This is a genomic window from Rossellomorea sp. GCM10028870 (genome assembly GCF_042666755.1).
Classification (GTDB): Bacteria; Bacillota; Bacilli; order Bacillales; family Bacillaceae_B; genus Rossellomorea.
Genome location: NZ_JBHTGN010000007.1, coordinates 19,327 through 33,619 on the forward strand (window position 1 = coordinate 19,327; position 14,293 = coordinate 33,619).

At 43.1% G+C, this 14,293-nt stretch carries 13 protein-coding genes; 3 read left to right on the forward strand and 10 right to left on the reverse strand.

Annotated elements, in window-relative coordinates; translation table 11 throughout:
• Positions 1-94: 94 nt before the first annotated feature.
• From cshA to ACFQWC_RS21860, 4 genes are all read right to left on the reverse strand, one after another.
• Entirely contained in the window at positions 95-1,621 is a 1,527-nt protein-coding gene (gene cshA, locus ACFQWC_RS21845) for a degradosome RNA helicase CshA (RefSeq protein ID WP_299746651.1), read from the reverse strand.
• A gap of 261 nt (positions 1,622-1,882) precedes the next feature.
• Positions 1,883-2,572 (reverse strand): alpha/beta hydrolase, encoded by a 690-nt coding sequence (locus tag ACFQWC_RS21850; protein WP_299746653.1) that lies wholly within the window; start codon positions 2,570-2,572, stop codon positions 1,883-1,885.
• Between the two features lie 109 nt (positions 2,573-2,681).
• Positions 2,682-4,058 (reverse strand): UDP-N-acetylmuramoyl-tripeptide--D-alanyl-D-alanine ligase, encoded by a 1,377-nt coding sequence (locus ACFQWC_RS21855; protein WP_377109075.1) that lies wholly within the window; start codon positions 4,056-4,058, stop codon positions 2,682-2,684.
• 89 nt (positions 4,059-4,147) lie between these two features.
• Complete coding sequence (locus tag ACFQWC_RS21860) at positions 4,148-5,218, reverse strand: D-alanine--D-alanine ligase (protein ID WP_299746659.1); 1,071 nt, start codon at positions 5,216-5,218, stop codon at positions 4,148-4,150.
• 299 nt (positions 5,219-5,517) lie between these two features.
• On the opposite strand from ACFQWC_RS21860, the gene ACFQWC_RS21865 reads away from it, so the two are divergent.
• The 3 genes from ACFQWC_RS21865 to ACFQWC_RS21875 all read left to right on the forward strand — a co-directional run bounded on the left by ACFQWC_RS21865 (position 5,518) and on the right by ACFQWC_RS21875 (position 8,603).
• Complete coding sequence (locus tag ACFQWC_RS21865; RefSeq protein WP_299746662.1) at positions 5,518-6,705, forward strand: dicarboxylate/amino acid:cation symporter; 1,188 nt, start codon at positions 5,518-5,520, stop codon at positions 6,703-6,705.
• A 245-nt stretch (positions 6,706-6,950) separates the two neighbouring features.
• The gene (locus tag ACFQWC_RS21870; RefSeq protein ID WP_299746665.1) at positions 6,951-7,502 is read left to right on the forward strand and encodes a GNAT family N-acetyltransferase; all 552 of its coding nucleotides are present in this window, start codon (positions 6,951-6,953) and stop codon (positions 7,500-7,502) included.
• 12 nt (positions 7,503-7,514) lie between these two features.
• Positions 7,515-8,603, forward strand: a complete 1,089-nt coding sequence (locus ACFQWC_RS21875; RefSeq protein ID WP_341357252.1) for an NAD(P)/FAD-dependent oxidoreductase — start codon at positions 7,515-7,517, stop codon at positions 8,601-8,603.
• Here the strand turns inward: ACFQWC_RS21875 and ACFQWC_RS21880 are convergent.
• From ACFQWC_RS21880 to ACFQWC_RS21905, 6 genes are all read right to left on the reverse strand, one after another.
• Positions 8,536-9,450: a nuclease-related domain-containing protein gene (locus ACFQWC_RS21880; protein ID WP_377109077.1), complete on the reverse strand. Its 915-nt coding sequence runs from the start codon at positions 9,448-9,450 to the stop codon at positions 8,536-8,538. The two genes, ACFQWC_RS21875 and ACFQWC_RS21880, sit on opposite strands and share 68 nt — an antisense overlap.
• Positions 9,451-9,818: 368 nt before the next feature.
• Positions 9,819-11,243, reverse strand: a complete 1,425-nt coding sequence (locus ACFQWC_RS21885) for a dihydrolipoyl dehydrogenase family protein (RefSeq protein WP_341357250.1) — start codon at positions 11,241-11,243, stop codon at positions 9,819-9,821.
• Between the two features lie 15 nt (positions 11,244-11,258).
• Positions 11,259-11,840, reverse strand: coding sequence for a CDP-alcohol phosphatidyltransferase family protein (locus ACFQWC_RS21890; protein ID WP_299746674.1), 582 nt, complete (start codon positions 11,838-11,840; stop codon positions 11,259-11,261).
• 14 nt (positions 11,841-11,854) lie between these two features.
• Positions 11,855-12,514 carry a TVP38/TMEM64 family protein gene (locus tag ACFQWC_RS21895; RefSeq protein WP_299746677.1) on the reverse strand — a complete coding sequence of 220 codons (660 nt, stop codon included), beginning with the start codon at positions 12,512-12,514 and terminating at the stop codon, positions 11,855-11,857.
• A 12-nt stretch (positions 12,515-12,526) separates the two neighbouring features.
• Entirely contained in the window at positions 12,527-13,495 is a 969-nt protein-coding gene (locus tag ACFQWC_RS21900) for an ABC transporter ATP-binding protein (RefSeq protein ID WP_377109079.1), read from the reverse strand.
• Positions 13,492-14,289, reverse strand: a complete 798-nt coding sequence (locus tag ACFQWC_RS21905; RefSeq protein WP_299746682.1) for an ABC transporter permease — start codon at positions 14,287-14,289, stop codon at positions 13,492-13,494. Before ACFQWC_RS21905 ends, ACFQWC_RS21900 begins: the two co-directional genes overlap by 4 nt.
• Positions 14,290-14,293: the final 4 nt, after the last annotated feature.

The following is a 14,293-nucleotide window of genomic DNA, read 5'->3' on the forward strand; positions in this document are numbered from 1 at the left end:
ACAACGAACCTTGCCCCCATTCCGATACCTAATCTAACCAACAACAAAAAACACGACAACCCAAAGGTCATCGTGTTCCCATTCTCAATCAAAATCAAGAATTGTTATAAGATTTACGTTTGCTTGAAGATTGTGGTCTGCCGCCGCCAGTACGGTTACGATCTCCGCCACGGCTTCCGCCTCCGCGATTTCCACCGCCGCTGCGTGGTGATCCGCCACGACTTCCACCTTTACCGCTGCGTGCTCCACCTTTGTAGCCACCGCCGCGATTACCGCCGCCACGATTTCCGCCACCTCTTGATGGTAATGGACGCTCTTCAGTGATTTCAACTGGTGTTGTATCCGGCTCTTTCGTCAGGACACGGATCGCTGCTGCTACCGCTTGAACAGGATCATGATCTCCCAGGAATTCTTCTGCTAATGGATAGTAATCCTTAAGATCACTTTCTTTCGCCGCTTCAGCTAATTTTTCAAGAGCTAAGCGTTGTTGACCTTCAAGGGCTTCGTTTAAGCTAGGTGGCTTAAGAGCCGTCATTTTCTTCTTCGTTGTTTGTTCAACGATCTTCAGGTAACCCATTTCTCTTGGTGTTACAAAAGTGATGGACATACCCTTCTTACCTGCACGACCTGTACGTCCGATACGGTGAACGTAACTTTCAGGATCTTGAGGAATATCAAAGTTGTAAACATGCGTTACGCCGGAGATATCCAACCCACGAGCGGCAACGTCTGTAGCGATCAAGATGTCGATGCGTCCCTCTTTGAACTTCTTAAGAACCGTCATACGACGAGCTTGAGAAAGATCTCCGTGAATTCCTTCAGCCAGGTAGCCGCGGATGCTAAGAGCACGCGCTAATTCGTCTACTCTACGCTTTGTACGACCGAATACAATCGCAAGTTCCGGTGATTGAACGTCGATTAAACGGGAAAGAGTATCGAATTTTTCTTTTTCGCTTACTTTCGTGAAGTATTGTTCGATGTTCGAAACCGTTACTTCTTTGGATTTTACTTTGATTACTTCAGGCTCTGTCATGAAACGGTTTGCAATGCGTCGGATCGGATCCGGCATTGTGGCAGAGAACAGAAGTGTTTGTCTTGTGCTTGGAACAGTCTCAAGAATGCTTTCGATGTCTTCGATGAAGCCCATGTTCAGCATTTCGTCTGCTTCGTCAAGTACTAAGGTTTCAACGTTTTCAAGGTTGAGTGTTTTACGTTTGATATGGTCAAGAAGACGACCTGGTGTACCTACGATGATATGAGGGTTCTTTTTCATCGCGCGGATTTGACGTTGGATGTCCTGTCCTCCGTAGACAGATAACACGCGGGCACGCTTGTCAGCTCCGATACGATATAACTCTTCAGAAACTTGGATGGCAAGTTCACGAGTTGGTGCAATGATAAGAGCTTGAACGTTTGGATTTTTCACATCGATCTTCTCGATCATAGGGATACCAAATGCTGTTGTTTTACCTGTTCCAGTTTGTGCCTGACCGATAATATCCTTACCTTCTAAACCGACTGGAATCGTACTTGCCTGAATTGGTGTTGCTTCTTCAAAGCCCATACGTTTAATTGATTTTAACGTAGATGCGCTTAAGTTTAAATCTGCAAACTTAGTCAATGTTACATTCTCCTTTAATTTACATCTTTTATAACTAATCAATATCTGATTATATTTTTAGGTCGGAACGAAATCTTACCCACCGAAAGACTTCGGTATCTAATCTAAAACCGTCTATATGAGATGTTTAGTTTTATGTTTGGTACAAAAAAATACACTCTTCAAAATAGAAGAGCTAGCACGTCCAACAAAATAAGAACTATGTTGTAGCTATGTTACCACTTCTAGAAACGAATTTCAATCTAATGTCAAATAGTCAATCTATTCATTTAGTAGGAATTGGTAGATCCCTTCAAAAAGTTCATGCTTATCTTCACTATGACATATCAAGTGTTTTGCTTTAGGGGAATAAAATAGGTTTTTTTCTTGGGAAGAAATAGTCTCGTATATATATTTTGCAGCTTTAGGGGGGACTATTCCATCAATCTCTCCTTGGGCAATAAAGGTTGGGATGTTAACCTTTTTCAGGAGTGGACGAGCAATACGAACGACTTTTCTAAATTCGTATGTGGACAGAATTGGGGTTTTTGTCACCTTCCATTTGTACCGGTTGTAAAGCTCGTTTTCAAGTATGTTTCCTTGGATTCCTTCTTTGATCATATTTCCAATATCTTTCAGTAACTGTTTCACATTTACATAGTAAGCTGCCGCACTTAAAAGCACAAGCTTACTGACTTCATATTTCACTGAAAGATACGAAGCAATCAATCCACCCATGGAGAAGCCGATTACATAAACCTCATCGCATTTCTCTATAAGCGTTTGAAGCTCATCCTCAGCATGCTCAATCCATTCAATATGTTTAACCCCTTTCAGCTCAAGGGTTTCACCATGACCAGGCAGAGTTGGCACAACGATTTCCCAGTCTGTCCTCTCTTGAAGAAAATCTGCCAGAGGCTCTACTTCAAAAGGGCTCCCAGTAAATCCATGGATTAGTAAACAACCGATCATGTTATCCCCTCTTACTTTTCTAAAGGTGGGGAGCGAGCCAATCTCCCATCAACTACAAGCTCATTTTGTTCATTTCTATAAAGGTTTAAACTTGGAAGTCAGAATAAATTTAGGCTCTTAATCCATCGATGACTTCTTCAAGTTTCATTCCCCTGGATGCCTTAAATAAAACCAGCTCATCCCCTTTAATAAGGGAGGACAACTCTTTTGTCAGGCTCTCTTTATCTGTAAAAGAGTGCACACGATCAACAGAGAAATTCTCAAGGACACCCTTACCTATAAAGTTTCCTAAATGTCCAAATGTAAATACATGTTGTATTTTATCCGGATCAATCAATCGTCCAATCTGCTGATGAAATTCTTCTTCCTGATCGCCAAGTTCAAGCATATCACCAAGCACCAGGATTTTTGTCTTATAGCCCTCAAGCTCTGATACAAGCTGGATCGCAGCTTTCATGGAGGTAGGGCTGGCATTATAGGCATCGTTAATGATGCTTTCGCCTTTCTTTCCTTCCACCATTTCCATTCTCATTTGAGTCAGCTTTAACGACTGTAAACCTTCTTTCATTTCATCCACACTGAGGCCAAATTTACGGGCGATCAGAAGCCCGGCTAGAGCGTTGTGGATATTATGAATCCCTAATACTGGTAGAAAGAAGGTTTCTCCTTCAGCTAGCGAAGTTTCAAAATAACTTCCCTGGTTATTCATTTCGATTTTCGTCGGGTAAATCGTATTGTTTCCGCTTCTTCCGAAGGTCTCCACATGCTTCAGGTTGAGTTCCTTAACACCATCCTGCAGAAGTGGTTCATCTCCATAATAAGCAAATAAACCATCCGACTTTAGTCCCTTCACAATCTCAAGCTTGGCCTTGGCAATTCCTTCTCGTGAGCCTAGATCCTGAAGATGTGATTCACCAATGTTCGTGATGATGGCAGCATCAGGCTGGGAAATCTCTGATAGAAGTTCAATCTCGCCGAATCCACTCATTCCCATTTCAAGTACAGCCACTTCAGAATCCTGCGGCAGAGAAAGGATCGTTAATGGAAGTCCGATGTGGTTATTATAGTTCCCTTGTGTTTTATGAACTCGATATTTCACTGATAAAAGGTTTGCCACAATATCCTTGGTAGTTGTTTTTCCATTGCTTCCTGTAATGCCGACTACCTTTAAATCCAGTTCATGACGATATTGATTCGCCAAGGACTGAAGGGCAAGCAGTGGATCTTCCACCACTATTACGGGAATATCCTCAGGTGGATTAGGAACATTGATATCCCAAAGAGAGGCAGACGCACCATTTTCAATTGCCTGTCGGACAAACTGATGACCATCTACGTTTTCCCCTTTAAAAGGTACGAACAGATTAGCGTCCTCAATCTTTCTCGTATCGATGGAAACACCTTTTATCACAACCGATTCAAATTTGGAAAGATTGTTTTTAACATCAAGCATGTTGCATATATCTTTCATTTTTTTCTCAAACATTCGCTTTCTCCTTTTACTCTTTTTAATGAAAACAGAGCAGGGACTGCCTTTAGACGGTAAATCTTCTGGTCAGTCCCAAGTATCGCGTATTACATCGTATGTTTAATTGTTTGTTTGTCTTGATATCGTTCTAAACCAAGCTCCACTAATTTACCGATCAAAGTAGGATAGTCAACCCCTGTGTGCTTCCAAAGAAGCGGGAACATACTGAATGGCGTGAAGCCAGGCATCGTGTTGACTTCATTCATATAAATTTGACCATCTTCTGTTAAGAAGAAGTCTGCACGCACAAGTCCTGAACAATCAAGGGCTTTATACGATTGAATCGCGATTTTCTTCATTTCATTGTAAATGCTTCCCTCTATTTCTGCAGGGATGATGAGGGCAGTATCTCCATCCTCATATTTCGCCTTATAATCATAGAAGTCTTTTTTAGGTACGATCTCACCTGCGACTGAGCATTCAGGTTGATCATTCCCAAGTACGCCAAGCTCGATTTCACGCGCTTTCACGCCTTCTTCAATGATAATTTTACGGTCGAACTGGAATGCTTCCTCAAAAGCCGTTTGCAGTTCTTCACGAGACGTACATTTGCTGATTCCCACTGATGAACCTAAGTTAGCAGGCTTCACAAAACAAGGGTAGCCAATCTCATCTTCCACTTGTTTGTATGCGGACTCAGGATTTCCTTTCCATGTGCTGCGGATGAACCATGTGTAATTCACTTGCGGAATGCCCGCTTGTGCAAAAAGATTCTTCATGATGACTTTATCCATACCTGCTGATGAAGCAAGGACACCGTTTCCTACATATGGAAGATTCAATAGTTCAAGCATCCCTTGAACCGTTCCATCTTCCCCATTCGGTCCGTGAAGTAACGGGAAGATCATGTCGTAGCCTTCTGATTCTGAAGGAGCGATGGATGTACTTAAGGCATTGGGGGCAATCTCTTCCCCATCCTTAAATTGTAGTGCCTTCACATCTTCAACGGGAGCATTCAGTTGTGGACCTTTGATCCATCGGCCTTCCGTTGAAATGAAAACAGGGTGAATTTCATATTTATTTAAGTCCAAAGCACCGATCACGGCCTTGGCTGTTTGCAGGGATACATTATGTTCAGCAGATTTACCGCCGTACAGCAAGCATAACTTCGTTTTCATGTATGAGTTACCTCCAATATTCACAATAGATGTTTCTATTTTATCACTTTCATGGGAAAGGGAAAGAATGATTCCTATGGAAAATAAAAATTACCACATTTGTCTTGATTCGAAAGACATTTAAGTCAAAGCCCATTATATATGTATGCAAAGGAAAACTAGTCCTGCGACAGGGAGTCAACAACATTATTCTGAATACACTTAAGATTTCGCCTATTTAAAAAGCTATTAAAATATCCCCCTATAAGGTGTACAATCTTTCTATTAAAAACATTTGTATTTTCAAGGAGGACACCAGGATGAGAAAGCTAGGTTTACTGCCTAAGATCCTCTTAGGTATTGCATTAGGTATTGTCATTGGAGCGTATGCACCAGAGTCGTTCGTTAAAATTTTCGTTACGTTTAATGGATTATTCGGTAATTTCCTCGGATTCGCTATTCCATTAATCATTATAGGATTTATTGCTCCAGGAATCGGATCCATGGGGAAAGGAGCAGGAAAGCTGCTCGGTTTAACCACAGCTCTCGCCTATGGTTCCACGGTGTTAGCCGGCTTACTCGCCTTTACGGTTGCGAAGTCTATTTACCCAACTTTGTTAGCAAATCAAACGTCTCAATCATTCGAAAATCCCGAAGAAGCACTTCTCAAAGGGTTCTTCACAGTGGAAATGCCACCTATCATGGGCGTTATGACGGCTTTACTCATCGCCTTCACCATTGGTCTTGGAATGGCTGCCATTAAGGGAGACGCTCTTCAAAAGGGCATGAATGAATTCAGAAACATCATTGAACTTGTGATTGAAAAAATCATTATTCCGCTCTTACCGGTTCATATTCTTGGAATTTTCGCGAACATGACTCAAGGTGGACAAGTCAGTGCCATCATGTCTGTATTCGCTAAAGTATTTGTTATGATCATTCTTTTACATGTAGTCTTTTTAATTTTACAATATACAACGGCTGGAACGTTAAGAAAACAAAACCCGCTATCTATGATGAAAAGCATGCTGCCAGCTTACTTTACGGCACTGGGGACTCAATCTTCCGCGTCTACGATTCCCGTAACGCTTGAGCGCTCAAAGAAAATCGGTTCCAGGGAACGTATTGCAGATTTCTCTGTACCTCTTTTGGCAACGATCCATCTATCAGGTAGTACGATTACCCTTGTCAGCTGTGCCATGGCCGTCATGTTCATTCAAGGTGAAGCCTTACAGTTCACTCAGTTATTCCCATTCATTCTGATGCTTGGAATCACGATGATTGCGGCACCTGGTGTTCCTGGTGGAGCTGTCATGGCTGCCCTGGGTTTACTTGAATCAATGTTAGGGTTCGGACCAACGATGACATCCCTCATGATTGCCCTTTACCTTGCACAAGACAGCTTTGGAACTGCGTGTAACGTAACGGGTGATGGTGCGATCACATCGATTGTGGACAAACTGACACTGAAAAAAAAAGTACCTCTCTCTAAAATAAAAGCAAGCTGATTTAAGGAGGTCCGTCCCTATATGAGGGACGGACCTCTGTTTTCTTGTTGAAAGGCTACGACTACTTATCCCCCGCAAGTATCCGTTTGACGAGGTGACCACTAAATCCATCGAACTGCTTCCTTCTACAGTGATTCGTTCATATCTGGCACCCATTCTTTTTTTTCGATTAAACGAGCTTTCCTCATGAAAACGCTATTTTCTGTATAATGGAAATATTGACATATTAAAGGAGTGCTCATGAATTGAAAATAACAAGTCAGCGTGTAACACTTAGAAAAATAGAAGAAAGAGATCTTTCTACTCTATGGGACTATATTTATGGAGATCCTTCTCCCGAATGGAAGAAATGGGATGCCCCTTATTTTGAGCATAAACGCTTAACACGTGAAGAGTACATGGAATCCTCCATAAAGAATAAAAGTCGCAGCGATGAATTTCAACGCATCATTGAAGTAAACGGAAAGACAATCGGAACCGTCGGATACTATTGGGAATTCGAACCCACAAGATGGCTTGAAGCCGGCATCGTGATTTATGACCCCTCTTATTGGAACGGCGGCTACGGAACAGAAGCGCTATCCCTCTGGGTGGACCACTTGTTTCAAACAAAGGAAATCGGCCGTGTTGGCATCACCACCTGGTCAGGGAATGAACGGATGATGAAGGCCGCTGAAAAAATCGGGATGAAACTCGAAGGAAGAATGAGAAAATGCCGTTATTACAATGGAGTATACTACGACTCTATCCGTATGGGCTTGATTCGAGAAGAATGGGAGGAACAACGTCCTCTATAAAGGAGATTCATTATGAAAACAATCATCTTAGTCGGTGGCGGACACAGTCACCTGCATTGCTTAAAAAAACGGAGAGAAAATCAGGATGATAACGTGAAGTGGGTCCTCATTTCCCCTTCACGTTATCAATATTATTCAGGAATGTTCTCCGGATATACGGAAGGGATCTATTCTTTAGAGGAAACGCGAATCGATTTAAAGCGATTGTGTGAGAGCGCTGAGTGTGAATTCGTCGAAAGGACCGTTCTATCGATCGACCCTGATCAGCAAAATCTTCTAACGGACAAAGGGGACATCTTCACTTACGACTTTGTTTCCTTCGACATTGGATCCCGCAATGACTCATTGGAAATCGAGGGCTTACATGAACACAATCTTCCGATCAAACCAAACTATCAATTCCCTGAGCAAATAGAGAAGTTGTATAACAGCAGGAAAACCGTCTTTATCGGAGGCGGGGCGGCGAGTATTGAAATGGCATTGTCATTGAAGGCATGGAAGGTGGACAACGGCTTTAAGGAACATATGGTAACGGTTGTTCATTCCTCCCCCCTCTTAGAAAAAGCCGGTTCCCATTCTTCGAAAAAAATAACAGGGCTTACTCTTTCAAATGGGGTTGAGCTACATCAGGGGCGCGTTGAAAAAGTAGATGATACTCGCGTATATGCAGATAACGGCACAAGCATCGACTACGATGAAGTGATTTTTTTAGGAGGACCTAAAGCACCTCCCCTATTCGGGAGCAGCATTTTACCGACAGATGAAAAAGGTTTTCTGCTGGTGAACAGCTATCTTCAATCAGTGGAATATCCCAACGTATTTGGAACCGGGGATTGCGCGACTTTAAAGGACTTTCCGGATATTCCGAAAAATGGGGTGACAGCTGTACGCCAAGGACCTGTTCTGTGGAAAAACCTGAACGGAGCTGCGGCAACCGGAACAATCATTCCTTTTGAGCCCCAGGAACGCTACCTTGCGATTATGTCGGTGGGTGATAAGAGAGGCTTTTTGACATACGGATCGTTTTCGTTAGTCAGTGGATGGGCTTGGCGTATGAAGAATTGGATTGATGAGCGGTTTGTTCGTCGGTATGGTGGGTGATGTAGTAGGTTATGTTGTTTGTAGTACCGGTTGAGGGGAGATTCATGGACTGGAGTATTTTGAGAGCCGTCTTTCTGGATTCCAAATGGAGAAATTTTCTTAGCTGTTTATTCGTAATTTCGTCTCCCAGCAACAAAGAATAGTCCAATAGGGCTGATTTATGTGCGTTCTTTGATTTCCCCCCGCATTTCAGACACTGCCAATGACCATATTTTCTTAACATGGGCAAGTGCCGACATTCTGGACATTGTACTCCTGTAATGATTTCCTCTCGGGAGATACCATAGATTTCTTCGGGGAATGCTATGAGAGGTTCATGCTTTTTTACTAATAAGGCGGACGCTTTTCTAACTTGTTTAAAGGAAGGATGTTCTTTTCTATATGCTGTGAGCAGGGATAGGATTCTTTCCTCTACATTTTCCACCCTGATTACATTAGTATACTTTTCGTGAGGAGAGAATGTATTTAGGACAGTCGAGCGATTTGTCATGACGACCAGAGTTGTGATAGGGATTGAGGGGATTTTCATTTTTGTCAACCAACGGAGCAACTGCTTTTTCTGGCGTTCTACCTGGGTGACAGGATGGCTGAAAGCTTCTTCTTTATCTTCAAACTTTCGGATAGCTTGATCGAACCTTGAGTCTAAGGTGTATATACCAGCTATGTGTTTAACTTCCAGGAGTATCACGACATATGGAGTCAGGATGAGGCTGTCGATTTGGAAGTAACGGTCATCTATTTCTAAGCGTAGATCATGCAAGATCATCATATTTTTATCTTGAGATATAAACTTCAGATGGTAATCTAATTGCAACTCTCCCCGATAACCGGCCTTTCGCTTTGCCAAATCTGTTTTAATGATCTCCCAGAGAGAATGGGTGGGCCGTCATCTTTCTAATAATACTTCATTCATTAAGATTCTCCGCGGGATTTCTCTGTTTTTAGCGATCAATTTATCAACTCCTCCTATTTCTTAATCTATCTATTCGACATAGAATCGAAAAATCCTTTATTTTTCCAAATATAATATGTATTTTGAGAGGATAAGCTCGTGTGTTGTGCCACTTTCGAGCAAACTTGTGCCACTTTTAGCGTTTGTTGTGCCAAATTGTGAACACGCGTCATACCACACCCCACACCTTACCCTCACCGCAATCCGCACATTCACCAACAAAAAACGCAACCACCTCCCAGCAGTCGCGCTTTCTATATCTATCATCTGAAAATTTCAACAAACTTCTTACTAATCACCGGCAGTACACCATCAAACAACTTCTCTCTCCAATAGAGATCCGCTACCTGCTGGACGGCTGCAGCGTGATTCGGGTAAGGATAGACCATATTGGACAGTGCGCCGATTTTGCTTCCTTTTTCCATGGCAAACACGATAGGCTGCATCCAGTCTCCTGCACCGGATCCGACTGCGTGGGCGCCGAGGATCTTCCCGCTCCCGTCTGTGATGATTTTTATGAGACCTTCTGTTCGATGGTCTGCGACGAATCGATCGACTTCGTCCAATGTTTTCTTATAGACTTTGTATTCTAATCCTTGTTCAAGAGCCTCTTCCTCGGTCAGCCCAATATGAAAGACCTCAGGTGTCGTATAGGTTGTCCACGGCAGTTTGTTATAGGAAACCTTGCGTTTCAAGCCAAACACTGCATTTTGGACGACAAGCTTCCCTTCCATTCCTGCACTGTGGGTGAATGGATATCGACCATTGACGTCTCCAATCGCGAATATATGAGAATGGTTGGTTCTTAGTTCGTCATTCACTTTGATGAAGCCCCGATTGTCCACTTCTACTCCGGCAGCAGATAGGTTCAAAGAATCCGTACCAGGTTTCCGTCCGGCAGCCAGAAACAATAAATCCCCTTCCACCGTATGCTCTACACCGTCTTGCACATAGTGGACCACTTTCTCCCCGTCCCTCTCGGATACACGTTCGATTTCCGCTCCATAAACAAACTGAATATCCTTTTCTAATAGGTCTGTGGCTACTTCACGGATTTCTTTATCCTCTTTCCCTAATATCTCATCATTTTTTTCAAGGACGACTGCTTCTGATCCAAGGTGAGAAAATGCTTGTGCCAGTTCTAAACCAATCGGGCCCCCTCCGATAAATACGACTCGGCGGGGCAGCTCATCTACTTCAAATACCGTTTCATTCGTATGATACTCAACGTCTTCCAAGCCTTGGATTCCAGGAATGAGAGGACTTGACCCTGTTGCAACGACTATTCTCTTCCCGGATATCCGGTCCTCTTTTTCCACTAAAATCGTATGAGGATCAAGAAATTCTGCTCCCCCGAAGTAAATATCGACCCCTAATTGCAGGAATCGATCGGGATCGTCATGTTGTTGAATATGGGCAATGGCTTCTTTGACCCTCGCCCTTACCTTTTTCATATCGACTGAACCCTTTGTATCGAAACCATAATCATTGCTTGCCCGGATCGCAGCCACTTCTCTCGCCGATTGGATGAATGCCTTGGATGGAACGCACCCAAAGTGAAGGCAGTCTCCGCCCAAAAGGCCGCTTTTTTCGATGAGTGCCACTTTTGCTCCCAGAGAAGCGGCTCCTGATGCAACGGTCAGTCCACCCGCTCCTCCCCCTATTACTATCAAATCGTATTGATCCATCTTCATCTCTCCTCCTTATGAAAGTAAACGTTTCGCTTCTAGAAATCGCTGTAAGCCCGTGAACAATTCTACTGCAAAAAACAATAAGGTGGTCCACAGGACGATGGACGGAAATATCATCATGGCACTGAACAGAATGAATCCTTCCGTCCTCTCAGCAAGTCCTGCCTGATAATAAAAGGATTTCATTCCCTGTTTCTCTGATACGGCTCCTACTGTCAGGAAAATCGTCATGGAAATAATGATGGATACGCTCAGTAACAGAAGCGCCCACATAATCTCAGGGTGTATGAAAGCAACGCCCAGAATGACACTGATCTCGACGATTCGATCAAAAGTGACATCCATGACGGTTCCAAAGGGGGAGGGCTTCGTTAATCGGGCCATGGTACCATCGACTGCGTCCAAAAAGCCGGATAACCATAATAAGAGTACGGCTAAGATCGGGAATCCAAAATAATAGACCAGACCTGTAGCTGAACCTACTATAAAAGCAATTAACGTCACCTGATTGGCTGATAATCCCCTTTTCAAAAACAAACGTGCTGTCCCCTCAATACTTGGCTGCACCCATTTACGGGCATGCGTATCTAACATGTATTTCCCATCCTTTACTTGTCATCTTTACTCGATAATCCCAGCCAGTCTTTCATTTTTTTCTTAAAGATTAAAGGCACGATGATCATCATCAAGAAAAAGCCGATAGCGATATATAAATTCGTTCGATCTTCTCCTACCAAGCTTGACCCCAGAAATACATACCCAAACGTACCAGGTAAAATCCCGATGGCTGTAGCGAAAATGAATGAAATGTATCTCACCTTCCCCATGCCGGCAAGGTAACTGATGAGATCAAAGTTTAAAAACGGAACGAGCCGTAATAGTAATACATACACAAAACCGTTCTCCTCCATCTTCTCGCGGATCTTGATCATACGTGGAGACGGTCTTTTTAATAGTTTCGCACCAAGGAAGCTCGCAGTATAATAGGCTACCGTTGCACCACCTAAAGCTCCGATCAAAATGTATATGAAGCCTCCAAATGCACCGAAAGCAAGACCTGCAGCCAATGAAAGGATGGAAGCCGGAAAAAGAATCAACGGGCGAATCGTATAGACGACAATAAAAACAATAGGAGCCCAAATACCGAAGGACACTATCCAATCTCTGATGTCATGTGGCTTTACGTTAAAGAAATTCCGGCTCAGCCACATGAGGATCAGTAATATGGTAATGAACAACAGGATCTTACCGATCTCCTTCTTCTTCATTCTTCTTCCCTCCTATTCCTCTTTCTCAAACGTTTGGATGCTCTCTTCCTCTGCATAAAGCCAGATGTCTTCAGTAGAAGCGTCTTGTTCAATGGGTAGGTTTAGCTTTTGCTCCAGTTCATCCACCCATACTTCATAGAGATTCGTGCCGGCTAAAAATAATTTTTGCCTCACTGTTCCTTTCCATCTTAGCAGGGACGTGTCGGCAGAGCTGCAACTTACTTTTATGTTGGAGGCGTGAATGAATTGCTGCTGATTCAGGGTGAGTCCATCACTCATGAAAGAAGCCACAAATGGAGTGTGTGGCCGATAATAGATATCCTCCGGTGTTCCTATCTGCAAGAATCTGCCACTCTGTAAAACAGCCACTCGATCTCCAAGTTCATACGCTTCATCGCGATCATGCGTGACGAATATGACGGTTGTTTCTTCTTCTTTAAAAATGTGTCGTACCCATTGCCTCAGTTCCTTCCTTAGCTGCAAATCCAGACTGCTGAAAGGTTCGTCTAAAAGTAAAAGCTTCGGCTTTAAAATCAAAGATCGTATCAGGGATACCCGTTGCTGCTGACCACCGGAAAGCTCAGAAGGATAATGATGCATTACTTCATCGAGGCCTACTCGTTCAATATAGTTCATGGCTTTTTTCTTGTTTTTCCCTTTGTTTCGTTCTTTCATTTCCAGCCCGTACATGACATTTTCCAGGACATTCATATGAGGGAATAATAATGGCTGTTGAAAGACCATCCCAATGGGGCGTTTTTGAGGCTTTAAAGAGGAGATATCTTTCCCATCAATATACGTATTCCCTTCTGTCGCAGGCTCTAACCCGGAGAGAATGCGAAGGAATGTTGATTTACCAGACCCGGATGCTCCAACCAATGTGAGGATCTCGCCTTTGTTTAATGAGAACGTAACGTTGGTTAGTACCTCTTTATCTTTAAATGTTTTGGTTAACTGATTAATTTCTATGAATGAATTCAAAGGTTCTTCCTCCCTCTTGGATGTTGATAAGGGAGTATGAATTTCAAACACCCTTCCAGAATGATGTACAGCATGGCGGGAATGAGGGCGAACACGATGGAGAAGGCTGCCATTACCGCTTCATCTGCCGTATCGGTAAAAGGATAATAGACCATCGCCAGCGTCACGACATTGCCTCCGCCTATAATCGCTGTAAGGACGTATTGACTTAAGCTGATTACAATCGTCAAAAACAGAACACTTCGTATACTTGGAAGAAGTAAGGGCAGTTCAATATGGTAAAAACGTTGAAAGGCTCTCCCCCCAAGTAAGGCTGATTGCTCGATTAATTTCGTGCCGATCCGTTCATAACCTGTTTTGAACATTTTGATACTATATGGAATGGTAGGCACTAAGTGGACGAGTGCGACTCCCGTCCAGTGATCAGCAAGTCCATATCGTATGAACGTAATATGAAGCCCGATTGCCACCACTAACACGGGAAGGAATAGCGGCAGCATAAGAAATGCTTCAATGATGGATTTACCTCTGAACGACGATAAGGAAAACACTCTTCCTGAAGTAACGCCAATCAGAAGGTTTACCGCCAATACAATAATGGCAATCCAGATGGAGACACCGATCGAATCCAGGAATTCCCCCTCGTTCATTAACACCTTCCATGCCCTTAAACTAGGTTCAAAAGGAAGAGGGCTCCCCCATCTCCAAACACCGAAAAAGCTTTTATACACTAGAAATAAGAGGGGGAACACAAAAAGAACGAGTGATATGCTGTAGAATAACGATTTTCTCATGTGA

Excerpts from the sequence above, each read along its gene's own strand:
- ACFQWC_RS21850 (WP_299746653.1), bottom strand. The coding sequence starts at position 2,572 with ATGATCGGTTGTTTACTAATCCATGGATTTACTGGGAGCCCTTTTGAA.
- ACFQWC_RS21855 (WP_377109075.1), bottom strand. The coding sequence starts at position 4,058 with ATGTTTGAGAAAAAAATGAAAGATATATGCAACATGCTTGATGTTAAA.
- ACFQWC_RS21860 (WP_299746659.1), bottom strand. The coding sequence starts at position 5,218 with ATGAAAACGAAGTTATGCTTGCTGTACGGCGGTAAATCTGCTGAACAT.
- ACFQWC_RS21865 (WP_299746662.1), top strand. The coding sequence starts at position 5,518 with ATGAGAAAGCTAGGTTTACTGCCTAAGATCCTCTTAGGTATTGCATTA.
- ACFQWC_RS21875 (WP_341357252.1), top strand. The coding sequence starts at position 7,515 with ATGAAAACAATCATCTTAGTCGGTGGCGGACACAGTCACCTGCATTGC.
- ACFQWC_RS21885 (WP_341357250.1), bottom strand. The coding sequence starts at position 11,243 with ATGGATCAATACGATTTGATAGTAATAGGGGGAGGAGCGGGTGGACTG.
- ACFQWC_RS21890 (WP_299746674.1), bottom strand. The coding sequence starts at position 11,840 with ATGTTAGATACGCATGCCCGTAAATGGGTGCAGCCAAGTATTGAGGGG.
- ACFQWC_RS21895 (WP_299746677.1), bottom strand. The coding sequence starts at position 12,514 with ATGAAGAAGAAGGAGATCGGTAAGATCCTGTTGTTCATTACCATATTA.
- ACFQWC_RS21905 (WP_299746682.1), bottom strand. The coding sequence starts at position 14,289 with ATGAGAAAATCGTTATTCTACAGCATATCACTCGTTCTTTTTGTGTTC.